Annotated in this window: 19 protein-coding genes and 1 tRNA gene; 12 read left to right on the forward strand and 8 right to left on the reverse strand. The window is 42.5% G+C overall.

Features of this window, described 5'->3' with window-relative positions; genetic code table 11:
- Window positions 1–172 precede the first annotated feature (172 nt).
- A complete protein-coding gene (locus tag AAJP47_RS06830) occupies window positions 173–628 on the reverse strand; it encodes a hypothetical protein (RefSeq protein WP_346717163.1) in 456 nt (151 codons plus the stop codon).
- A gap of 79 nt (window positions 629–707) precedes the next feature.
- On the opposite strand from AAJP47_RS06830, the gene AAJP47_RS06835 reads away from it, so the two are divergent.
- Both AAJP47_RS06835 and AAJP47_RS06840 read left to right on the forward strand, forming a co-directional pair.
- Window positions 708–1,625, forward strand: coding sequence for a LysR family transcriptional regulator (locus tag AAJP47_RS06835; RefSeq protein WP_346717164.1), 918 nt, complete (start codon window positions 708–710; stop codon window positions 1,623–1,625).
- A gap of 154 nt (window positions 1,626–1,779) precedes the next feature.
- Complete coding sequence (locus AAJP47_RS06840; protein WP_346717165.1) at window positions 1,780–2,943, forward strand: MFS transporter; 1,164 nt, start codon at window positions 1,780–1,782, stop codon at window positions 2,941–2,943.
- A 4-nt stretch (window positions 2,944–2,947) separates the two neighbouring features.
- On the opposite strand, the gene AAJP47_RS06845 is transcribed toward AAJP47_RS06840, so the two are convergent.
- A complete protein-coding gene (locus AAJP47_RS06845; RefSeq protein WP_346717166.1) occupies window positions 2,948–3,466 on the reverse strand; it encodes an HPP family protein in 519 nt (172 codons plus the stop codon).
- Between the two features lie 145 nt (window positions 3,467–3,611).
- On the opposite strand from AAJP47_RS06845, the gene AAJP47_RS06850 reads away from it, so the two are divergent.
- The 3 genes from AAJP47_RS06850 (at window position 3,612) to AAJP47_RS06860 (ending at window position 7,543) form a co-directional block, all read left to right on the forward strand.
- Window positions 3,612–4,154 carry a TetR/AcrR family transcriptional regulator gene (locus AAJP47_RS06850; RefSeq protein WP_346717167.1) on the forward strand — a complete coding sequence of 181 codons (543 nt, stop codon included), beginning with the start codon at window positions 3,612–3,614 and terminating at the stop codon, window positions 4,152–4,154.
- A gap of 239 nt (window positions 4,155–4,393) precedes the next feature.
- Window positions 4,394–5,521, forward strand: a complete 1,128-nt coding sequence (locus AAJP47_RS06855) for a M14 family metallopeptidase (protein WP_346717168.1) — start codon at window positions 4,394–4,396, stop codon at window positions 5,519–5,521.
- A 339-nt stretch (window positions 5,522–5,860) separates the two neighbouring features.
- Window positions 5,861–7,543 carry an NAD-dependent malic enzyme gene (locus AAJP47_RS06860; RefSeq protein WP_346717169.1) on the forward strand — a complete coding sequence of 561 codons (1,683 nt, stop codon included), beginning with the start codon at window positions 5,861–5,863 and terminating at the stop codon, window positions 7,541–7,543.
- A 367-nt stretch (window positions 7,544–7,910) separates the two neighbouring features.
- Here the strand turns inward: AAJP47_RS06860 and AAJP47_RS06865 are convergent, their stop codons facing one another.
- Window positions 7,911–8,633 carry a FadR/GntR family transcriptional regulator gene (locus AAJP47_RS06865; protein ID WP_346717170.1) on the reverse strand — a complete coding sequence of 241 codons (723 nt, stop codon included), beginning with the start codon at window positions 8,631–8,633 and terminating at the stop codon, window positions 7,911–7,913.
- A gap of 141 nt (window positions 8,634–8,774) precedes the next feature.
- Here AAJP47_RS06865 and AAJP47_RS06870 point away from each other — a divergent pair, with 141 nt between their 5' ends.
- From AAJP47_RS06870 to fucP, 7 genes are all read left to right on the forward strand, one after another.
- Window positions 8,775–9,527, forward strand: a complete 753-nt coding sequence (locus AAJP47_RS06870) for an SDR family oxidoreductase (RefSeq protein WP_346717171.1) — start codon at window positions 8,775–8,777, stop codon at window positions 9,525–9,527.
- 94 nt (window positions 9,528–9,621) lie between these two features.
- Window positions 9,622–10,464 carry a fumarylacetoacetate hydrolase family protein gene (locus AAJP47_RS06875; protein ID WP_346717172.1) on the forward strand — a complete coding sequence of 281 codons (843 nt, stop codon included), beginning with the start codon at window positions 9,622–9,624 and terminating at the stop codon, window positions 10,462–10,464.
- Between the two features lie 137 nt (window positions 10,465–10,601).
- Window positions 10,602–11,888, forward strand: coding sequence for an L-fuconate dehydratase (locus AAJP47_RS06880; protein ID WP_346717173.1), 1,287 nt, complete (start codon window positions 10,602–10,604; stop codon window positions 11,886–11,888).
- A gap of 212 nt (window positions 11,889–12,100) precedes the next feature.
- Window positions 12,101–12,925 carry an amidohydrolase family protein gene (locus AAJP47_RS06885; protein ID WP_346717174.1) on the forward strand — a complete coding sequence of 275 codons (825 nt, stop codon included), beginning with the start codon at window positions 12,101–12,103 and terminating at the stop codon, window positions 12,923–12,925.
- 67 nt (window positions 12,926–12,992) lie between these two features.
- A complete protein-coding gene (locus tag AAJP47_RS06890) occupies window positions 12,993–13,769 on the forward strand; it encodes an SDR family oxidoreductase (RefSeq protein ID WP_346717175.1) in 777 nt (258 codons plus the stop codon).
- Window positions 13,770–13,832: 63 nt separating this feature from the next.
- The gene (locus AAJP47_RS06895) at window positions 13,833–14,168 is read left to right on the forward strand and encodes an L-rhamnose mutarotase (RefSeq protein WP_346717176.1); all 336 of its coding nucleotides are present in this window, start codon (window positions 13,833–13,835) and stop codon (window positions 14,166–14,168) included.
- Between the two features lie 42 nt (window positions 14,169–14,210).
- Window positions 14,211–15,452: an L-fucose:H+ symporter permease gene (gene fucP / locus AAJP47_RS06900; protein WP_346717177.1), complete on the forward strand. Its 1,242-nt coding sequence runs from the start codon at window positions 14,211–14,213 to the stop codon at window positions 15,450–15,452.
- 118 nt (window positions 15,453–15,570) lie between these two features.
- Here the strand turns inward: fucP and AAJP47_RS06905 are convergent.
- From AAJP47_RS06905 to AAJP47_RS06925, 5 genes are all read right to left on the reverse strand, one after another.
- A tRNA-Ile gene (locus tag AAJP47_RS06905) sits at window positions 15,571–15,647 on the reverse strand.
- Between the two features lie 95 nt (window positions 15,648–15,742).
- Complete coding sequence (locus AAJP47_RS06910) at window positions 15,743–16,549, reverse strand: pteridine reductase (RefSeq protein ID WP_346717178.1); 807 nt, start codon at window positions 16,547–16,549, stop codon at window positions 15,743–15,745.
- A 36-nt stretch (window positions 16,550–16,585) separates the two neighbouring features.
- Complete coding sequence (locus AAJP47_RS06915) at window positions 16,586–17,773, reverse strand: tRNA nucleotidyltransferase/poly(A) polymerase-related protein (protein ID WP_346717179.1); 1,188 nt, start codon at window positions 17,771–17,773, stop codon at window positions 16,586–16,588.
- A 157-nt stretch (window positions 17,774–17,930) separates the two neighbouring features.
- A complete protein-coding gene (locus AAJP47_RS06920; RefSeq protein ID WP_346717180.1) occupies window positions 17,931–20,243 on the reverse strand; it encodes an NADP-dependent malic enzyme in 2,313 nt (770 codons plus the stop codon).
- Window positions 20,244–20,571: 328 nt separating this feature from the next.
- Window positions 20,572–22,038, reverse strand: coding sequence for a protein adenylyltransferase SelO (locus tag AAJP47_RS06925; RefSeq protein WP_346717181.1), 1,467 nt, complete (start codon window positions 22,036–22,038; stop codon window positions 20,572–20,574).
- Window positions 22,039–22,321: the final 283 nt, after the last annotated feature.

A 22,321-nucleotide genomic window follows, 5' to 3' on the forward strand; every position in this document is an offset into this window, starting at 1 on the left:
ATGACTAAAACGACTGAAGAATAGGGAGACAAAAGGTAAGAAAGTACTGATTGAGCAATTGATAATCATTATTATTTTGCTTATTGTTACGCCTATCCGGTTTTATGTCAATAGCCGGATAGGTTTCTTCCTAAGAGATTGGGTACTTCTTTTTAATAATAGTGCAAACAAATTATGTATACCTCATGCCTCGAACTTCTATTCTCATAAACTTATCAAGTAAGCACTGAGACTGTCCTTCAGTGATAAAATTGCCAACATACTCTCTTTCAATAGGACGCGCAGAAACATCTCCGGTTTCTCCTATATTGTATACTTCATTATTTACCGTTATCTGAGCATCACCTTTTATATATTTCGTATATATCGCTGGAAGTAGAGGCGTATAAAGCTCATTGTTTGTCTCAAATAATAAGCAGCCGTTTTGCGTGACAAACTTACCTATTAAAAAGTATTCAACGGGTAGGTAATATCGTGCAGGGTTGTCATAGTAAGTAAATATTCCTTCGGGTAGACTTGATCTATCTATATCAGGCTCAATGTCACTGTTATTGTCTTCCATACTGCGCGTTGACGCACAGCCAGTTAGAAGATAGGCCACCACAATTAAGCTCAGTATTTTATTCATCGGTTAAACCTTTTTGAGGTTAATAAGTTTCAATCAAATCGTAGTATTTTACGAATACGTGACAGGATTCAAGTTCATTATGCTGTGTAACAGTCATTTAAAACAATTAGACTTACAAGATATCGTGGTTTTTCTTAACTTAATGGAATGTAGAAGCGCAAAAAGGACCGCTGAACTCATGAACGTGAGTCAGCCTACTGTGAGCTATTGTCTAAAGAAGTTAAGAGAGTGTTTCGATGATGCGCTGTTTATACCCACGGATGGCGGCATGAATCCTAGTAAAAAAGCGGAAAGAATAACACCTTATATGCGTATGACAGTTGACTCAATCAATCAGTGCGTAGGCTCAGAGGGAAGCATTTATTCCGAACAAAAAGTATGGCGTATTTGCGCACCAGAATATTTTGAGCTGCTGTCATTACCACACATATTAAGTGCAATTAATCAAAATGGTTTAAACACTTCTTTAGAAATGCAGCGCTTAGAGCAAGATTTACCTTTGGAGAAATTGTTAGTTGGTGATATAGATATCGCCATAGGTTTTGGCCCTGGCTATCATCAAATGCATCCAAACCTAGAATGGATGTCTTTTTTGAGTGATGAGTTCTGTTGCCTGACTACTTATCAAGGCACTGATACAGCGACACAAAATCGCATGGATATCAATCACTTTTGTGCGTCACCTCATGTGTTTCCGACGCCATGGATATCAGACACAAATATGGTGGATGGTTGGCTAGACAAAATAGGCAAAAAAAGGACAATATTGGCTAAGACCAACAGCTATCAGTCATGTATCAATATCATTGACCAAATACCAGCGACATTATCTTTACCAAGAAAGCTTGTACCACTACTTAATATACCTAAGCATGCGAGTATTCTTGATCCACCACTGGGTTTTCCAAACTTTACTTTAGATATGGTTTGGTCTAAAGGAAGAGCGGATAGTCCTGATATACAAGCCTTAAAAGCGCTAATCGGAAGTAGTAAATAAAAATTTTTAAAACTTTATCTGCAAAATTGTCTTTTTCAACCTCAATGTTTAAAAATTAAATCAAGGATTTTAAAACATAAAAAATGTGCGTGCATAAGCTTGCTATATTGCCTAGGTAAACAAAACTATTTAAGCAATTCTAATAAGGTAAGCAATGAGTAGATTTATATATAAAAAATGGCTATTGGCAATTGTTACCCTGATGATAGGTTTCAATCTGAGACCAATCATGGCATCCGTCTCTCCTATAATACCTGTTTTACAAAACGCGATAGGTATGACCAATCAGGCCGCAGGACTCTTAACAACGCTACCTGTAGCAATGATGGGTTGTTTTGCCTTATTAGGTGCTAGATTGCAGTCCAAGGTAGGTGAGTACGAGGGCGTAGTGTTCGGGTTGTTGGCTATAGTGATCTCTTGTAGCGCTCGATTGCTCACTTATTCCACACTTTTGCTGATCATTACTTCTATTATTGGTGGAATGGGTATCGCCATTATTCAGACATTGATGCCTGCGTATCTGAAGAGGGTAGCCACAGATAATGCCAGTATTTATATGGGATTATTTACCACTGGAATCATGGGTGGCGCTGCCATTGCGGCGACTATTTCATCACCTTTAGAAGCTGTTTTTGGATGGAACTTTGCTTTGTCGGTGATGGCAATGCCAGCTTTGTTTGCTATTGCGCTTTGTTTTTTTGGTATGCAGCGTCTCACAACAACGGATAAAGGGTATTTATCCTTACCTTTTAAGTCTAAGAACGCATGGCTACTTATGCTCTTCTTCGGTATTGGTACAGGTGCTTATACGTTAGTCTTAGCATGGTTGCCACTCAATTATATACAGTTAGGCTGGAGCCGAAATGCCTCTGGCGCATTGTTAGGTGCTTTAACAGTGGCAGAGGTAGGTGCAGGTCTACTGGTGTCCTTATTCATCACTAGATTTCCTGATCGACGCAAACCTTTATTTGGAGTGCTATTATTCATATTAGTGGGCTTATTGCTGATGGTATATATGCCTTCACAGCTTCCCTTATTGACGGTCGTAATATTAGGTGTGGGCATTGGTGGTCTATTCCCTTTGTCTTTAATAGTAGCGCTAGACTATGCTTTAAATGCCAAACAGGCTGTCTCTCTTCTAGCTTTTGTTCAAGGTGGTGGATATCTAATTGCTTCAATCTTTCCTTTGATGGCGGGTGCTTTGATCGATGCATCCAGTGATTTGACCAACGCTTGGATAGCTATGCTTTTTGGTGTTGTGCTTTTATTGGGTATCTGTATGAAGTTCTCTCCGAAAGGTTTTTCAATTCAGTTTTAGTGATTTACCACCAGTAAGTTGGGTATTGTTTTTGCTTGCCTATATTGTTATAAACCAGTGCAACTATTACTAAAACAATTGAACCAATCAAGGTAGGTGTTACTAGAAAACTCCAGTTTACTGCACCAAGCATTACTATTAAAGGGTTTGAGCCTGCTGGAGGATGTGGCATTCTAAATAATAGCATCAGTGCAATAGCCGTACCAACAGCGCTCGCCATACTCCACCAATGTATTCCAAACAATGTCATAAATACTAATCCTGTTAAGGTTGCAATGAAATGTCCACCTATGACATTTCGCGGCTGCGCAAAAGGACTAATAGGATAAGCAAATATCAATAAACAACTTGCGCCAAATGAGCCCAGAATCATAAGGAGTTCTACTGAGTTTCCTAAAACAGCAAGCGTTGCTGTTGCAATAGTACCGCCCAGCCAAGCTGCTATTATTTTAGATAAAGGTAGTCTTTTTGGACACTGACTGACTTGACCACTTAACTTATACCAATTGAAAAATGAAAACATACTGGTTCCTATAATCAATAATTAACATTATGAGACTTTGTCGGTATACTATTCGGTATACTTTTTAAGTATACCGAACGGTTTACATTAATACCAATATTTTTTCAATAGATAAGTAATAATTCGCCACACAGGAGTAAGGTCAATGCCATTGCGAGATACTATTTTAAAAGAAAGCCATAAACTGTTTTACGAGCGAGGGTTTCATGACAGCGGAGTAGAGCTTTTATCTAAGCGGGCAGGTACCACAAAACGGACTCTGTATGCATATTTTGGCAATAAAGAGGGGTTGATTGAGGAGGTGCTAAGATACCGTCACAGCATATTTATGACGCAATTGAGAGATTATTTTAATAAATATGAGATCAAAGAAACAGCAGATATAGTTGCATGTTATTTGGCTTTTCTAAAGGACTGGACAACCTCAATTGCATTCTATGGATGTATGTTTATTAATGCTTGTGCAGAATATTCAGATGTTCAATCTTCACCGCATCAAATAGCCAAGCAGCACAAAACTGAGGTCAGAAAATGGTTATTTGATAGCTTTGAAAAAATAAATGCCAATAATGCTAAGCAGAAGTCCGATATCTTATTCTTGTTTGGGGAGGGGATAATTGTTTCTGCACAAACGCTTCAGGAGTTCTCTCACCTAGATATGGAAGAGATCATTAAAATCCTTAATTGATCAATACTTTATACAGTTTAAACCATATAAAAGAATCAATTGTCCAAATGCTAACCCTATAAGAAAAATTCTTTTTAATCCTATATATTCATTGTTCTAAAACGTATGCTAAGAAGCTAAAAAGAAACAGTCGTCAAAGAAAAAATGTTATATTTAAACCCACAAAGAGATAAATAACATTCGATTGTTCTAACTGCTATTTTCAAAGCATTACCATAAAAAAGAATGAAGGAAAAATTATGCATATCACTGCCAATTTCGATGCCGGTAATATTGAGGTTATCAATTCAGACGATAAAAAAGACATTCAATTGGCGATTCGCCCCGACTTCGGTGGTGAGTTTTTCCAGTGGTTTAATTTTCGTTTATCAGGTCAAGTTGGAGAGCAATACGTTCTCAATATTATGAACGCAGGTGAGTCTTCATATCCGACCGGATGGGAGAATTACCAAGCGGTGGCGTCCTATGATCGCCAGCATTGGTTCCGCCTGCCGACCACTTATAAAGACGGGAAACTCACCATCGTAGCCGATTTAGAATATACAACCATTCAAATCGCTTATTTTACGCCTTACAGTTATGAGCGTCATCAGGATTTATTGGTAGCGGCTCAAGAGCATCCATTAGTGACGTTAGAGCATTTGGGGGAGACGCTCGATCAGCGTGACTTAACCTTAATAAAAGTTGGCGATGGCGATACGAGCAAACGCAATATTTGGATCACAGCGCGCCAGCATCCCGGCGAGACGATGGCGGAGTGGTTGGTTGAAGGCTTGCTACAAAGCTTATTAGACAGCGATAACGCCACCAGTAGGTTGTTGTTGGATAAAGCGAATTTCTACATTGTGCCTAATATGAACCCTGATGGCAGTGTACGTGGACATTTACGTACCAATGCAGCAGGGAGCAATTTAAACCGTGAATGGTTGAACCCAAGTTTGGAAAAAAGCCCTGAAGTCTTTTACGTGATCAATAAAATGGAAAAAACCGGAGTTGATCTATTTTATGATGTACACGGTGATGAAGCCCTGCCTTATGTGTTCCTAGCAGGCTCGCAAGGTGCGCCAAGTTATAATGAGCGTCTCGCGCATTTACGCGATAAGTTTTCAGACGTATTAAAGCTCGCCAGTGCTGACTTTCAATCCGAATTTGGTTATGACATTGACGCACCGGGTACAGCAAATATGACACTGGCAACCAACTGGGTGGCGGAACGTTTTGATTGTCTGGCTAATACGTTAGAGATGCCGTTTAAGGACAATGATAATGTACCCGACGCAGATATGGGTTGGTCGCCTGAGCGCTCTGCCAAATTGGGTGAGGCATCGTTAATCGCGATGCTGGCGGTCGTTGATGAGCTGCGTTAGTCAGTGATGGTTATATGCAAGCGTTGACAGTATCAATGTAGAAGGCAACGAGTATTAAAGAGGCAGGTTCAAATCCTGCCACCTTTACTGAATAAAAAGTCCGCTCATGCAAAATGAGTGGATTTTTTATTTATCTTATATTCTCCTTTTTTTAGCCAATTTCTCCTATTTTTCTTTAGCGCTTCTTAATTGCTATTTAAGTCGATTGATTTTGCCAAGAGCAGCCATAATTTCAGTATAATAGGACGCTGTGCCGATAGGCTCGCCCTTATAAATGAGCAAAAATATTTAAATAGTTAAATTTGTACCACAATACACTCTCACTAAGAAGATTTTATTATGCAAACAAAACGTCCGTTATATATTCCTTTTGCTGGACCAGCTCTGTTAGAAACCTCTTTATTGAATAAGGGTAGCGCTTTTTCATCAGAAGAACGGGATAATTTTAATTTAACCGGTTTGTTACCTCACAACATCGAGACGATTGAAGAGCAGTCATTACGTGCTTATCATCAGCTGCGCTCGTTTACCAGTGACATGGACAAGCATATTTACTTGCGTAATATACAAGACACTAATGAGACGTTGTTTCACCACTTAATTGAGCAGCACATTGAAGAAGTAATGCCGCTTATCTATACACCAACCGTTGGTCAGGCTTGTGAGAAATTTTCTCAGATTTATCGCCGTAAACGTGGTTTGTTCATCTCTTATCCTGAGCGTCACAACATCGACGATATGCTGCAAAATGCCACCAAACAAAAAGTAAAAGTCATTGTGGTAACCGATGGCGAGCGTATCTTAGGCCTAGGGGATCAGGGCATTGGCGGCATGGGCATTCCAATTGGTAAGTTGTCCTTATATACCGCTTGCGGCGGTATTAGTCCAGCTTACTGCTTACCAATTTTATTAGATGTGGGTACCAACAATCAGCAATTGCTTGATGACCCTATGTACATGGGTTGGAGAAATCCGCGCATCTCTGGGGAGGAATATAACGAATTTGTTGATTTGTTTATTCAAGCCGTCAAACGTCGTTGGCCAGAAGTGTTATTACAGTTCGAAGATTTTGCACAGGGCAACGCCACACCATTATTGAATAGATATCGTGACCAATTATGCTGCTTCAACGATGATATTCAAGGAACGGCTGCTGTTTCGGTCGGTACACTGATTGCAGCGTGCTTAAATAAAGGGCAAAAACTCAGTCAACAAAGAATCGCCTTTTTGGGCGCAGGATCGGCAGGTTGCGGTATCGCGGAACACATCATTCGCCAAATGCAGCGTGAAGGTTTAACAGAAGAGCAAGCCCGTAGCCAAGTATTTATGGTGGATCGTTATGGTCTATTAACGGATAGCATGACAGAGCTACAAAAATTCCAAGTACCGTTAGTACAAAAAGAATCGGCTATTGCAAATTGGGATAAGAGTCAAAAGCTCGGTTTGGCACAAGTGGTTAAAGAAGGAAAAATCACGGTATTGTTCGGCGTAAGCGGGCAAAAAGGTCTGTTTACCCAAGAAGTGATCGAAACGTTATGTGCTAATACGGAGCATCCTATTGTATTGCCGCTATCGAATCCGACATCTCGTGTTGAGGCGACCCCGCAGGAAGTGACGAACTGGAGTCGTGGTAAGGCCATTATTGCAACGGGCAGTCCATTTCCTCATACCACGTTTGGCGGTCAGACTTTCGAGATTTCTCAGTGCAACAACAGCTATATTTTCCCCGGTATTGGTCTGGGCGTGTTGGTGTCGCGGGCGACGGGTATCAGCGATAATATGTTGATGGCGGCCAGCCAAGCACTGGCAGATATTTCAATGGAATACGAAAAAGCACCAGGTGCGATATTGCCTTCGATTAATTTTATCAGAGAGATCAGTGAAAAGATTGCCTATGCCGTTGCCATACAGGCGATTGAGGACAAGCTAGCCCTACCTGTAACAATGGAAAATCTAGAGCGTCGATTAAAAGCCAATTTTTGGTTACCTAGATACCGCAATTATCGCCGTACGTCTTTCTAATCGTTAGAAAGTAGCTATGAAAAAATACCTATAAAAAGTGCCTGTGAAAAAGCCGCATATTACTGTAAAAAGTAGTATTCGGCTTTTTTGTCATTAAGATTTAATTTTGATTTAAAATAAATCTTGTTCATCACGATGAATTGCATTATCTAAATCCACAAATTAATCGTATTTATACTATTTTAAAGTCTAAAGAGTCATGGCTATTATCTATTAATAATGAACAGTAATACTTCACTATTCCCAACTGACTAGCCGTCGCACTTAAGCATGCGTCACTTTTTGATTAGCAGTATTATTAGCATGTAATCCCATTACGAAAAGCCACCTGCGCCAATAAAAAACCTTCCAATACTGTCGGGGCCGTTCATTGAGAGTCTTCGAATATACGTATTACATTCTGTAGATGTGTCTTCATTGCGTCGTGGGCTGCTTGAGCATCCTGATTTTGAATGGCTGTCATGATTTCTTGATGTTCCAACTGTGAACGTAGAGGCATATCTTCGGGAGTATATAAACTGCGCATCCGGCTGAAGAACTCCGTGTAGTGTTTACTAAGCAAGAAACTGAGAAAAAAAGCGAAGGCATCATTTTGGCTAGATTCAGCAATGCGGATATGGAATAGACGGTCGCCAATATGCTCAGTAGAACGCTCCAAATTATCTCGAACATTCATCAAAAAGGCTTCTTTGATATCTTCTAGTTGTTCGTCTGTACGGTTTTTAGCGGCTAATTTTGCTAAATAGGGCTCAATCAGCAATCGGGCTTCCAATATTTCGAAAGGTGTAATTACCGCGTCTTCTTTTAAATATGGCAGCAATAACGGGTGCACTGTTGTGTTAAATCCTGTCTGTGGGTTGGCTGCATCTTGATGATCATTGATGACATATACGCCACTTCCTAACTTCACCTCAACAATTCCATTGACCTCTAAAGCAATCATAGCTTCTCGAACTGAAGTACGGCTAACGCCTAGTTGCAGTGCTAAGTCTCTTTCAGGTGGCAGCTTAGATCCAATCTCATAGACTCCAGCTTTGATATCATTTTGAATTTTGTTAAATATATTTTGATAAATCCGAGTATTCTGCATAAATTTCAACTTAAATTAAAAATTGGTCTTGCCAACTGAATAAAAAAACCGTAAATTGGTTGGACCTATATTGGTTGGACCACTTTTGGTCTGCTCAATTTTAAGCTTCTTTTATTATAAAGTAAAAATCAGGGAAGAAAAATGAGATTGATAAATAAAACTTGTATCATCACAGCTGCTGCACAAGGTATTGGTCAGGCAACCGCCTTGGCATTTGCTCGTGAAGGTGCGCACGTAATTGCTACGGATATTAATCAAGAACTGCTGGATAAACTGAAAACCCAGTCTGACAATATTACAGTTGAATATCTAGATGTCACCAATAAAGAGCAAATAGTCAAATTTGCAAACAAACATCAAAATGTGGATGTGCTGTTCAACTGTGCAGGCTGGGTGCCTGCAGGTTCAATTTTAGAATGCGATCAAGAGCAGTGGGACCGTGCTTTCAAGATTAATGTGGACTCAATGTATCATATGATTTCCGCGTTTCTACCAGCGATGCTTAAAAAGGGCAATGCTTCAATCATCAATATGTCTTCTGCTGCATCGAGTATAAAAGGCGTACCCAATCGCTTTTCTTACAGCGTTACCAAAGCGGCTGTTTTAGGTATAACAAAAGCTATCGCTGCCGACTACATTCTCCAAGGCATTCGTTGTAATGCTATTTGTCCAGGAACAGTAGATTCTCCATCTCTGCATCAACGTATTGAAGCGCAAGCAAAAGAGCAAAATAAAACCGTAGATGAAGTATACCAGCAATTTGTGGCGCGTCAGCCAATGGGCCGAGTCGGCAAAGCAGAAGAGATTGCCGCTTTGGCACTGTTTTTAGCTAGCGATGAATCGGCATTTACTACAGGCACGATCAATATGATTGACGGTGGCTGGTCGAATTAAAACCTTATTTGACGAAATGACGAATCAAGTTGATAGCGGAGAGGATAGACTATTCAAGCTATTTACTAAAGACGAGATGCTCAAGGAGTTAGCAATGAAACTTTTAAGATTTGGTGTAAAGGGACAAGAAAAACCAGGTATCTTGGATCAGGATGGAAATATTCGTGATTTATCTGCAGTGGTCAACGATATCCATGGTCCAGTACTAGCCACTGAGCTGGATAAAATCCGAGATTTAGATTTAAGCACATTGCCGAAAGTAGACGCAGACGTGCGTATAGGTGCATGTGTTAACAATATCGGTAAGTTTATATGTATAGGTCTTAATTACTCAGATCATGCGGCTGAAACTGGTGCAGAAGTGCCAGATGAGCCGGTCGTATTTAACAAATGGACCAGCGCAGTGGTTGGACCAAATGATGAGATTGAAATTCCTCGCAACTCGCTTAAAACCGACTGGGAAGTTGAGCTCGGTATCGTAATTGGTAAAGACGGCAGTTATATCGATAAAGACCAAGCTATGGACTACGTAGCGGGTTATTGCGTAATTAACGATGTGTCTGAGCGAGCTTTTCAGCTTGAAGGCACAGGTACTTGGGACAAAGGCAAGGGTTGTCCTACTTTTGGTCCGACCGGTCCTTGGTTAGTGACTAAAGATGAAATAGAAAACCCTCATAATTTGAAAATATGGTTGGAAGTAGATGGGCATCGTTATCAAGACGGTAACACCAATACCATGATTTTTGATGTGCCAACCATCGTCAGTTATCTTAGCCAATTCATGGGCCTACAAGCAGGTGATGTGATTTCGACAGGCACCCCACCAGGCGTAGGTTTAGGGCAGACTCCGCCCGTTTATCTCAAGCCGGGTCAGGTGATGCGCCTCGGTATTGAAGGATTGGGTGAACAGCAGCAAAACGTGATTGCTGCCCAATAAACATCACTCCGTAATTTAAACCTAGTCTCCTATTTTTCATTTGCATGGTAACCAATGCAGGGGGAGGCCTTGTCTGCAAAAAATGTGACTTATCAACATGACTTACCAAAAAATGACGTTAAAAATGGATTTTTATCATGCTTAAAATTACAGACCTAGAAGTCTTAGACATTAGATTTCCCACATCGCAACACTTAGACGGCTCAGATGCCATGAATCCTGATCCAGATTATTCTGCTGCTTATGTCATTTTAAAAACAGACGATGACGTGCTTTCCGGTCATGGGCTGACCTTTACTATTGGTCGCGGCAATGAAATTTGCTGCACGGCTATCGAAGCGATGCGTCACTTAGTCGTGGGCTTAGATATAGACGAAATTAAACAAAACCCAGCCTTAATGTGGCGTCATTTGACCTCAGATAGTCAATTGCGTTGGATCGGCCCTGACAAGGGCGCGATGCACTTAGCAACAGGCGCAGTGGTCAACGCCATTTGGGACTTATGGGCAAAAAGTGAAGGTAAGCCGGTATGGAAACTGGTCGCTGACATGACTCCTGAACAGGTATTAGGTTGTATTGATTTCAGCTATATCACCGATTGCATTACCCCGGACGAAGCGCTGACCTTATTAAAAGCGAATGCGGCGTCTAAAAATCAGCGTGAGCAAACACTGCTGCAAGAAGGCTATCCCTGTTATACCACTTCAGCAGGCTGGTTGGGTTATAGCGATGAAAAGCTTGCCCGTCTGTGTCAAGAAGCGATAGATGAAGGCTTTAATTACATCAAGTTGAAAGTTGGTCGTGATGTGGCAGAAGATATCCGCCGTGTGAGTATTGCCCGTGAAATTATGGGTCCAGACCGCCATTTGATGGTCGATGCCAATCAGATTTGGGAACGTCAAGAAGCCATTGACTGGATGCAGAAATTGGCATTTGCTAAGCCTTGGTTTATTGAAGAGCCCACTTCGCCAGATGATGTGGAAGCACACCGTGCTATCCGTCAGGCCATTGTACCTATTGAAGTGGCGACAGGTGAGATGTGTCAAAATCGCATTATGTTCAAGCAGTTCATTATGCGCGAAGCTATTGATGTGGTGCAGATTGATGCCTGCCGTATGGGCGGTATTAATGAAGTTTTGGTCGTGTTATTAATGGCCGCAAAATATGATTTGAAAGTATGCCCACATGCCGGTGGCGTAGGCTTGTGCGAATACGTTCAGCATTTATCCATGATTGATTATTTGTGGTTCTCTGCCAGGAAAGATGACCGAGTTACAGAATTTGTCGATCATTTACATGAGCATTTTGTTGAACCTTGCGTCATTAAAAACGCTGCTTATATGCCACCGAAGCGGCCAGGTTTCTCAATTGAAATGAAGCCGACTTCCATTAAACAGTATTTATTCCTTAAAGAACAAGCGTAAATAAAAGACAGATTTAGCCGTTTTAAGAAGATTTAAAGCGACTTATATCAAAGAATACTGATATTTCAGTAATCAAGGAAGATGTACAGCAAAACCAGCAATTAAAGGCAATAATTCGTAAAGTAAAATTCCGCTTATGATCTTTAATTGTACTGATGTTTGCTCAAGCGCGACCATCAAATGTATAGAAAGCTGTTAACAAGGAGTGTTAAGTGATCGATAGCCATTTACATTTTTGGCAGTATTCTGCGGATGATTTGCCTTGGATTCAAGGAGAGTTAGCGCCCATTGCAAAGGATATGCTGCCAGAAGATTTATGCCCGCAACTTACTGACAATATCGATGGCATTATTGCAGTGCAAGCCAGACCGTGCACCGCAGAAAACGACTACCTTAATGACCTTGCTCAGCAGCATGAGTTGATCAAAGGGATAGTCGGGTGGTTCGATTTTGAACAGGATGCCGATCAGCAGTTGGAGGTGTTTAAGCGAAATCCAAAAATGAAAGGCTTTCGTCATATGTTACAGGACGAAAAAAATCCTAGTGCGTATATGAACCATCATAAAGGGTTTAATATAGGCGTCGAAAAAATTCAGCAGGCAGAGTTGTTATACGGTGTCTTAATCCATCAAAAAGATCTCGATGCAGCGGTGCAGTTTTGCCAGCGTCACGACCGTTATGAGCTGGTGGTCGATCATCTAGCCAAACCGCAAATGTATAGTAAAGCGGGTTTTGAGTGTTGGGTCAAAATGATGCAACGATTGGTGCCGCTAAATCATGTCAATTTAAAAATATCGGGCTTAGTCACTGAAGGTGGCCCCAACTGTAAAGCGGAAGATTTCCAAGCCCATCTCGATACAGCATTAGAGCTATTTGGTCCAAAGCGCTTAGTTTGGGGTTCAGACTGGCCGGTGTCCTATGCTACTCATTCCTATACCCAGTTGATGAGTTTTTGGAAACAGTGGTCGTGGCAGTGGAGTGACTCAGAGCGGCAACAAGTCGAGAGTGGTACTGCTCAACGCCTGTATAAATTATGAAAAATGTATAGGCAAGTTTAGGTGAATTCGAGACAGCAATAGCAAACAAAATCAGGAGTACGTTTAAATGGATTTTAAACTAAAGAATAAGGTATTTATCGTGACAGGGGGTGGTGCAGGTATTGGCGGCGCTATCAGTTTAGCATTGGCGCAGGAAGGGGCTATAGTAGCTATCTTTGGGCGGTCAGACTTAAAACCGGCGTTTATCGAAGCGCTAGAAATGCAGCAAGCCGTCTACTCCTTTCATAAACTGGATTTGCAGCATGAAGAGGCGTGCAAACGAGAAGTAACCGCTGTGGTTGAGCGGTATGGTCAGTTGGATGGTCTGGTGAACAATGCTGGCGTCAATGACAACGTGGGTTTGGAAGATGGCGTTGAGGCTTTTAAACAGTCACTCGATAAAAACCTAATTCATTATTTTGTTATGGCGCATTACTGCATTGCCCACCTCAAAAACAGTCAAGGCAGCATCGTCAATATTGGTTCCAAAGTGGCGGTAACTGGTCAAGGACATACCAGTGGTTATGCGGCATCCAATGGGGGCCGTTTGGCCTTAACCCGTGAGTGGGCGGCGCAATATCGCAATGATGGTGTTCGCGTGAATGCGGTATTGCCAGCAGAAGTAATGACACCACTCTATCAGCGCTGGATAGATAGCTTTGACAATCCGCAAGAAAAGCTGGATCGCATTACCAAAAATATTCCCTTCGGCCATCGCATGACCACTGATCAAGAAATTGCAGACACCGCTGTATTTTTATTGTCGGAACGCTCCTCACATACCACTGGTCAATTGCTATTTGTAGATGGTGGTTATACCCACTTAGATCGGGCATTGACTTGATTAGACGAAACGAGCTTAGCAATAAGCCAATCTCGCTAAAATATTTTAAGCAGGAGCGCTTAAATGAAACGCTATTGTTTAGCACTCGATCTTATTAAGGATGTAGAAAAAATAAAGCAGTACCAGCATTTTCACCAAAACATTTGGCCTGAAATTGCTACCAATATTAAGCAGCGCGGTGTGCTGGATATGCAAATTTGGCAAATAGAAAACCGCCTTTTTATGATCATGGATACTCGCGATGATTATGATCCAGCCGTAGCCAATGAGATTGCGCTGTCTGAACCAAAAAACGTGGAATGGGAGACATTGATGTCTCAATTTCAGCAGCCATTGTCAAGTGCTGCGATAGATGAAAAATGGGTAGAAATGAAGAAGATATTTGATTTAAACCCATAAATCAAAACGACAAGGACGTAACAATATACAAGGATGCAACACATGAAAGCGAAAATAACGGAACCACAATTCCGATTGGGCTTTATATTGGTCACTACACTGTTTTTTATGTGGGGCCTTTCATACGGTTTAGTCGATGTTTTAAATAAGCATTTTCAGGAAGCACTACATATTACCAAAGCGCAATCAGGCTTAATTCAGGCTGCATATTTTGGCGCATATTTTGTCATTGCTTTGCCGGCAGGTTTATTTATTAATAAAAAAGGCTACAAAGCCGGTATCATTTTAGGCTTGTCCTTATATGCCATTGGTGCCTTGCTGTTCGTACCGGCAGCCATGCAGTTAACCTTTGGTTTTTTCCTATTTGCCTTATTTGTACTGGCGTTAGGATTGGGGTGCCTAGAAACAGCCGCCAACCCGTACGCCTCGGCACTTGGCGACCCGGCGACTGCAGAACAGCGTCTGAACTTATCCCAATCCTTTAATGGTCTAGGTCAGTTTTTTGGTCCCTTAATTGGCGGATTATTCTTTTTCAGCGAAGGTGGTTCAGCTGCTTCAGGAGATTTTACTGCGGTCACCTATACCTATGTAGGTATTGCGTTGGTAGTAGTGGTATTGATTGCCTTATTTGCCAAAGCCAAACTACCGAATTTGCTTGAAAATGAAGAAAAGCTCGATGCTGTTAATGCTCAAAAAGATAGCACCTCAATGTGGTCACATAGCGAATTTAAATATGGTGTAATCACCCTGTTTTTCTATGTGGCAGCTCAAGTTGGAGTGGGAGCGTTCTTCATTAACCTCATGGTAGAGACTTGGCCACAAAGCTCGAGCCAACAAGGGGCCTACTTCTTGTCCATTGCAATGCTGGCCTTTTTGATTGGACGCTTTGTTAGTACGGCATTGATGTCTAAAATTGCGGCAAATAAACTGTTGATGATCTACGCTATTATTAATACAGTACTTTGCGCGGTGATTCTTTCAGGCGCTGACTATATTGCCGTCATTGCTGCGATTGCCGTGTTCTTCTTTATGTCGAGCATGTTTCCAACTATTTTCGCTATGGGCGTAAAGAATCTAGGGTCTAAAACTAAGATTGGCAGTTCGTTTATGATTATGGCAATTGTCGGTGGGGCGGTAATGCCATACTTCATGGGCAAAATAGCTGACCATTTTGGGACTCATATTGCTTATGCCTTGCCATTGGTTTGCTTTCTTATCGTGTTAGCTTATACTTTTAGCTATAAAAATACTGCATTAGTTCAAGCGGAAACGGTCGTTAATTAAAGTAGCGTATATACAGACAACCCACTTTATATAGATTTGCGCCATACATTTAATGTTTTCGCATAAAAGTTAGACAATAAAAAACCCTTATAAACCGTGGTTTATAAGGGTTTGAATATGGTGGGCCCAGTAGGACTTGAACCTACGACCAAAGGATTATGAGTCCTCTGCTCTAACCAACTGAGCTATGGGCCCTAACGTTAGACGCACAATGATACCTGATTTTTTCGATTTTTCAAGTAAAAGATAAAAAGTCTTGAAGATATTTTTGAGCGGGTGCGGTTTTTCTACTAAACAAGGCTTCCCGCCAGCGTCAGACTGCGACCACCGTCAACGGCGATGATCTCACCAGTGACATACTTGGCGTCCACAAGATACAGCACGCTATGGGCAATCTCATCAGGTTGACCGATTCGCTGCATCGGAATCGAACGAACAATACGTTGTTGTTGCTCATTATCCAGCGCTTGGTCGCCATCAGGTTCAGGCAAGACGTTAACACCAGGTGCAACACCATTGACCCGCACCGCTGGCGCCATCTCCAACGCCAACGACTGTACCATCATACGGTGAGCCGCCTTTGCCATATTGTAGACCGTATAATTAAGAAAAGGTTTATCGTGCGCGTGGATATCAAGTAGGCTAATGATGCAACCTTGTTGCTTTTTGAGATAGGGAAGGAATGCTTGGCTTAGCAGTAAAGGCGCTTTTGCATTGGTCAAAAAAAGCTCATTCCACTGAATATGATCGATGCTACCAAGCGGGCTTGGATAAAAGCGTGAGGCATTGTGTACCACCGCATCCAATTGACCAAAGGTATTTATGACCTCTTCAACGAACGCAGTTAAGGCAGCAGGTTCTTCAACAACGGCCAAATCAGCAACGATAACGGCGGCGCTATGGGAACGAGTATGGTTAAGCTGCGCCGCCAAGGTTTGAGCTTCTTGCTCACTCTGATGGCAATGAATAATGACGCTATAGCCTTGTCTGTGAGCCGCTTTAACGATGGCAGCACCTATACGTTTGGCGCTACCAGTCACCAGCATGACTGGGGCATTATTATTGTCTGATTGAGTGACGGTGTATTCTAGGTTCATAACTTGGTTTTTTTACGGTCTAAAAGAATTTCAATGTTAAGGTTTTACCATTTGCGATTGTAAATGTTCAATTCTAGCCTGTTGTAGCGCTTCGCCGATCGCTGGACCTTTTAGATCTGCCGCGATGTTCTCCATACCAATGGCGTGAAAACTGCTGAGCGCTTTCATCATCTGACAGTGCTGTATTGCCAACTGTAGAACGTGACTGGCTACTAGCAGCTGTGAGAGCTTATCAGGTGCTTTATGCGCGCTGCAAGCTTGAATGAGCGTCATCTTTTCAGCCGCATCAAGGCGATCGATGACATGCAGTTTTTTGGCTTGTTGAACAAAGAGCTTGGCAAACTGGGTATGTGCTTTTGGCACTTTTGCCTTATTGCCTATGTCATTAATTTCTTTTAATACCGTCTCGTCAGAGGACAAGGCTTTATGGTTTGTGTTAAAGGTAGAAAAGTTCAGGCTCGCCATCAATATTGCCCAACGCTGTGATAGATTCAGTTGCATCTGACCTGCGAAATATAGGGCAGTTTGGATGGTTTCTCTAATGAGACTGTCCTGCCAAGCTTCATGTAGGGGGGCAAAGTATTCGGTCAATGCCTCCATCTCATAAAGCTGTTGCCAGTACACATGAGGAGAGAGTTGCATGGTGGCACGGCTTGATTCTTGCCAAATACGCTCCGCGCTTAGGTGGGTGAGCTCTCCTGATTGAACCAACTGACGCATTAATATCAAGGTTTCATCGGCAATGGCAAATCCCAAATCGTAATAACGGCTGTAAAAGCGAGCGGTTCGCAATACCCTTAATGGATCTTCGCTAAATGCACTTGAAACATGGCGCAAGACCTTATTGTCTATATCAGTAAGGCCGCCGTAATAATCAATGACTGTACCATCGATAGGGGTGTCGTCGGTGAGACTGATTACTTCTATTGCCAGTGCGTTAATGGTTAAATCACGGCGTTCCAAATCATCTTTTAAGCTGACATCAGGATTGGCGTGGATGCTAAAGCCTTGATAACCCACGCCTTGTTTACGCTCGGTACGAGCTAGGGCATACTCTTCGTGACTGGTGGGATGCAAAAACACAGGAAAATCTGCACCCACTTGTTGGAACCCAGCGTCCAGCATAGCAGCAACGGTTGCCCCAACGACGACAAAGTCTTTGTCCTTGATCGGACGACCCAATAATTGATCACGTACCGCACCACCCACGAGATAAACTTGCATAATTGTCTCTTTTTCTACTCACTCAGTTTTTGCGCAAAAAAAACCAGCCAATGCCTTCGATAAAGCATTGACTGGTTTTAGTATAGCAGAGAGTATCTATAAATGAACGATAGAGCTCCGCTTAATCAAAAGCGCTATTTGTCTTAAACTCCAAATCTTAAACTTCTAAGTCTTGAGCTTCTGTCACAGTAAGTGCCGTCATATTCACAACACCGCGCGCGGTTGCCGATGGTGTTAGGATATGCACAGGCTTGTTGGTTCCTAATAAGATAGGGCCAATAGAGGCGCTGCTGGTTGCCGTTTTCAGTAGGTTAAAGGCAATGTTTGAGGCGTCAAGCGTTGGTAAAATAAGCAGATTCGCGGCGCCTTTTAGCGGACTTGATGGCATTTGGTTTGAACGAATGATTTCGTTAAGTGCGGCATCACCTTGCATCTCACCTTCAAATTCAAAATCTACGTTCATCTCTGTCAATAACTGATGAACTTTACGCATTTTGACCGCGCTGGCACGGTTTGAGGCGCCAAAGTTAGAATGAGAAACCAGCGCAACGCGTGGCGTAATACTGAAACGACGCAACTGATTGGCCGCTAAGACCGTCATTTCAGCCAATTGCTCAGCAGTTGGGTCTTCATGAACATACGTGTCCGCGATAAAGATATTACGATCTTGCATTAACACCGCGTTCATCGCATAAAAGTCGTTAACGCTGTCTTTTTTGCCAATAACGTTTTGAACGTAATCTAAGTGCATCTGGTAATGACCAAACGTACCACAGATCATGCCGTCTGCATCGCCATTATCGACCAACAAGGAGCCAATTAAGGTGGTTTTACGACGCACATCGCGGCGAGCAAGCTCGATACTGACGCCGCAGCGTTTGTTTTTTTCATAATAACCCTGCCAGTAGTCTTTGTAGCGAGGGTCGTTATCTGGATTGACAATAGTGATGTTGTCACCGTCTTTTAAACGTAGGCCCAGTCTTTCGATATGATCGTTAATCACAGCAGGGCGGCCGACCAAGATAGGCTTGGCAAGCTCTTCGTCCACCACAACTTGCACTGCAAGTAAGATGTTATTGTCTTCACCTTCGCAGTAGACAATACGTTTTGGATCGGCTTTAGCGCGCGCAAAGATTGGCTTCATAACAAACGCTGAGTTGTAGACAAACTCAGACAGACGTTGACGATACGCTTTCATATCATCGATAGGCAAGGTGGCAACGCCTGAGTCCATCGCCGCTTTGGCGACAGCAGAAGCAATCTCAATGATTAAGTTTGGCTCTAGCGGGCCTGGGATTAAGTAATCACGACCGAAGCTTTGAATGGTTTCAAGGTTTCTTGCACTGGTGGTTGGCGTGGCCTCAACATGTGCCATAGCAGCGATGGCTTTGACACAAGCGACTTTCATCTCTTCGTTGACGGTGGTGGCACCAACGTCCAATGCACCGCGGAAGATATAAGGGAAGCATAGCGCATTGTTTACTTGGTTTGGATAGTCTGAGCGACCTGTTGCCATAATCACGTCTGGACGAACCGCGTGTGCCAATTCTGGCATAATTTCTGGCGTTGGGTTGGCAAGGGCAAAAACGATTGGGTCTTTTGCCATACGGCGAACCATGTCTTCTGATAACGTACCTGGCATTGATAGTCCCAAGAACATATCGACATCGTCCATAACTTCTTCAATGGTTGTGGCCGTTGTTTCACGAGCATAGCGCTGTTTGGTTTCATCAAGGTTTTCACGGCTGGTACTGATGATACCGCGCGAGTCTGAAACCAAGATATTGTTTTTGTTTACGCCAAGCGCACAAATAATATCAAGACAAGAAATCGCCGCCGCGCCTGCGCCCGAACAAACAATTTTAATATCTTCAATTTTTTTACCAGTGATTAGCAAAGCGTTGAGCATTGCTGCCGCGACAATGATTGAAGTACCATGTTGGTCATCATGGAATACCGGAATGTTCATACGATCACGTAATTCACGCTCGATTTTGAAACATTCTGGAGCTTTGATGTCTTCTAGGTTGATACCACCAAAGGTTGGCTCAAGAGAGGCAACGGCTTCGATAAATTTGTCTGGGTCGTTTTGGGCAATTTCAATATCAAAAACGTCGATACCGGCGAATTTCTTGAATAGAACCCCTTTACCTTCCATCACAGGTTTTGATGCCAGCGGGCCAATATTACCCAAACCCAATACGGCTGTACCATTGGTGATTACACCGACCAAGTTGTTACGCGCGGTATATTTTGCCGCCAATTTTGGGTCTTTTGCAATTTCAAGACAAGGTACGGCGACACCAGGTGAGTAGGCAAGGGCTAAATCGCGTTGATTGGCCAGCTGCTTAGTAGGGGTGACTGAAATTTTACCGGGGCGTGGAAATTCGTGATAATGTAAGGCAGCTTGTTCAAACTGCTCTTTTTCTGTACTAAGATTATCCGTATTCAAAGTGGTATCGTCATTCATAATAATTGCCATGGTTGGAATAAATTGTATTAAATGAAATGGTTATAAAAATGTCCTACCCTTTAATCATTAAATGACAAAGACTAAAGGATAAAGTGACATCGGTAGAGCAAAAATCAGTGATCAAATATCAGGTCAAAAACCGTCCAATAATGACAGTTATTCTGATATTGTTGCCAATCCATTACCTAACCAGCGGTAATGAATTGATCGAATAATATACTAAAATTATATTCAATATTTCGCCACTTGATAATACTAAAGACTGTAGGCGCATATCAACCGTAATCTCTATATTATTGTTATTATTATTACTCAATCGCTTCTACTAAGAGGAGCAGCTGATGGGCATTTGCGGCGCATTAGGATTAGGCGGCGTGGTATCAAGCTCAGTGGCGATATCTTGAACATCATAAGGGCTTGCAAGTAAATTGAACACACGATCCACTTCTTCAAACTGACCTTGTTCAGCGGCACTAATCGCGCGCTGTGCCATGCTATTACGCAGGACATAAACGGGATTATTGGTTCTCATGTCATTGACAGCTTGCTCAAAAGGTACAAGCTCTAGTTGTGCCAAATAAATGATTGACCAGTCTTGCCACGCTTTTTGCGCTTCCTGAGTAAGCTCTGCCGTCATCGTTGCCAGCAATTGTTGCTCATAAGGATGCTCGTCTGGCGCTACCAGACCCAATAGTGCGCGGAAACTATTGGTGTAGTCGAGTAAGTTATCTTCTAATAGCGTCAACCACTCAAAAGCCAAGGATAAGCTTTCCTTTTCATGTGGCAGCCCAAGCTTACGGCATAGACCTTGTTGATAATGCTGCATAAAGGTTGCTTCATAAGGTGCCAAGCAGTCTGCTAATGTCTCACGAGTCACACCTTCTAGACGCATAAAATGAGTCAGCCAAACATTGAGATTCCAATGACCAATAGCAGGCTGGTTTTGGTAAGCATAACGCCCTGTGTGGTCTGAGTGATTGTTGATCCAAGCGGGATCAAAGCGTTCCATAAAGCCAAAGGGACCAAAGTCTAGCGTACTTCCGGTGATCGACAAATTGTCTGTATTCATCACGCCGTGCGCAAAGCCAATCAATTGCCAGTCCGCTATCATTCTTGCGGTACGCTCAACCACCGCTGTCAAAAATGCCAACACAGGCGTATTACTGTCACGGCACTCTGGATAATAAGTATCAATCATATAATCGGTAAATTCACCGAGTAAATCTGGGGCAAAGCTGGCAATCCATTCAATATGACCAAGGCGAATATGGCTATCAGCCACGCGCATCAACGCCGCGCCGGCTTCCATGCGCTCGCGGCGCACGCTGGTATCTGATACCACAAACCCTAAGGCATTAGAAGACGGGATACCCAGTTGAGTGAGCGCATGACCACATAAATATTCACGAATGGTACTGCGTAGGACAGCACGGCCATCACCCATCCGCGAGTAAGGCGTCAGCCCAATTCCTTTTAAATGTAAGTCTTGTAGCTTGTCATTATTATCGCGCACTTGTGCCATCAATAGACCACGACCGTCTCCCAATTGACCCGCCCATTGTCCGAACTGGTGACCGGCATAAGCCATTGCCAGCGGTTCAAACTCAGCTGGCACGTAGTGACCAGCAAAGATGTCAACCCAGCGCGTCATTAGATCGTCGTCTTGCGCCCACCCCAGTTGTTCTGCAACTTGGGTGTTGAAATGACCCACTCTTGGGTTATCTAATGGTGTTGGCGGCTGCTTATGATAAAGACGCGCATCCAAATTGACATAGGTGTTTTGATAACGCATAAAAGCCGCTCCCATTGGAAAGAAAATCGAATTATAAGGTAAATTTATTACTGGAGATAAATAAGAAACTTAACTATAGCATAGCCTTGCTAGCGCATCGTTTCACTCTGTCCATCTCTTGTAATTTACGCTAATTAAGCTTCATGCTTTGATGAGAAATAAAGTGACGTATCGAAATAGAATGAAAAAATAACAGGCAAAAAAATCCCCCTATCTTTTGCAGATAGAGGGGAGGAGAAACCATAAAATAGTGCGGCTAAAATACCAAGATTAAGCTATCCAT

The organism is Psychrobacter halotolerans, from assembly GCF_039680845.1.
Lineage (GTDB): Bacteria > Pseudomonadota > Gammaproteobacteria > Pseudomonadales > Moraxellaceae > Psychrobacter.

Excerpts from the sequence above, each read along its gene's own strand:
- AAJP47_RS06830 (WP_346717163.1), bottom strand. The coding sequence starts at position 628 with ATGAATAAAATACTGAGCTTAATTGTGGTGGCCTATCTTCTAACTGGC.
- AAJP47_RS06835 (WP_346717164.1), top strand. The coding sequence starts at position 708 with ATGCTGTGTAACAGTCATTTAAAACAATTAGACTTACAAGATATCGTG.
- AAJP47_RS06840 (WP_346717165.1), top strand. The coding sequence starts at position 1,780 with ATGAGTAGATTTATATATAAAAAATGGCTATTGGCAATTGTTACCCTG.
- AAJP47_RS06845 (WP_346717166.1), bottom strand. The coding sequence starts at position 3,466 with ATGTTTTCATTTTTCAATTGGTATAAGTTAAGTGGTCAAGTCAGTCAG.
- AAJP47_RS06850 (WP_346717167.1), top strand. The coding sequence starts at position 3,612 with ATGCCATTGCGAGATACTATTTTAAAAGAAAGCCATAAACTGTTTTAC.
- AAJP47_RS06855 (WP_346717168.1), top strand. The coding sequence starts at position 4,394 with ATGCATATCACTGCCAATTTCGATGCCGGTAATATTGAGGTTATCAAT.
- AAJP47_RS06860 (WP_346717169.1), top strand. The coding sequence starts at position 5,861 with ATGCAAACAAAACGTCCGTTATATATTCCTTTTGCTGGACCAGCTCTG.
- AAJP47_RS06865 (WP_346717170.1), bottom strand. The coding sequence starts at position 8,633 with ATGCAGAATACTCGGATTTATCAAAATATATTTAACAAAATTCAAAAT.
- AAJP47_RS06870 (WP_346717171.1), top strand. The coding sequence starts at position 8,775 with ATGAGATTGATAAATAAAACTTGTATCATCACAGCTGCTGCACAAGGT.
- AAJP47_RS06875 (WP_346717172.1), top strand. The coding sequence starts at position 9,622 with ATGAAACTTTTAAGATTTGGTGTAAAGGGACAAGAAAAACCAGGTATC.
- AAJP47_RS06880 (WP_346717173.1), top strand. The coding sequence starts at position 10,602 with ATGCTTAAAATTACAGACCTAGAAGTCTTAGACATTAGATTTCCCACA.
- AAJP47_RS06890 (WP_346717175.1), top strand. The coding sequence starts at position 12,993 with ATGGATTTTAAACTAAAGAATAAGGTATTTATCGTGACAGGGGGTGGT.
- AAJP47_RS06895 (WP_346717176.1), top strand. The coding sequence starts at position 13,833 with ATGAAACGCTATTGTTTAGCACTCGATCTTATTAAGGATGTAGAAAAA.
- fucP (WP_346717177.1), top strand. The coding sequence starts at position 14,211 with ATGAAAGCGAAAATAACGGAACCACAATTCCGATTGGGCTTTATATTG.
- AAJP47_RS06910 (WP_346717178.1), bottom strand. The coding sequence starts at position 16,549 with ATGAACCTAGAATACACCGTCACTCAATCAGACAATAATAATGCCCCA.
- AAJP47_RS06915 (WP_346717179.1), bottom strand. The coding sequence starts at position 17,773 with ATGCAAGTTTATCTCGTGGGTGGTGCGGTACGTGATCAATTATTGGGT.
- AAJP47_RS06920 (WP_346717180.1), bottom strand. The coding sequence starts at position 20,243 with ATGAATGACGATACCACTTTGAATACGGATAATCTTAGTACAGAAAAA.
- AAJP47_RS06925 (WP_346717181.1), bottom strand. The coding sequence starts at position 22,038 with ATGCGTTATCAAAACACCTATGTCAATTTGGATGCGCGTCTTTATCAT.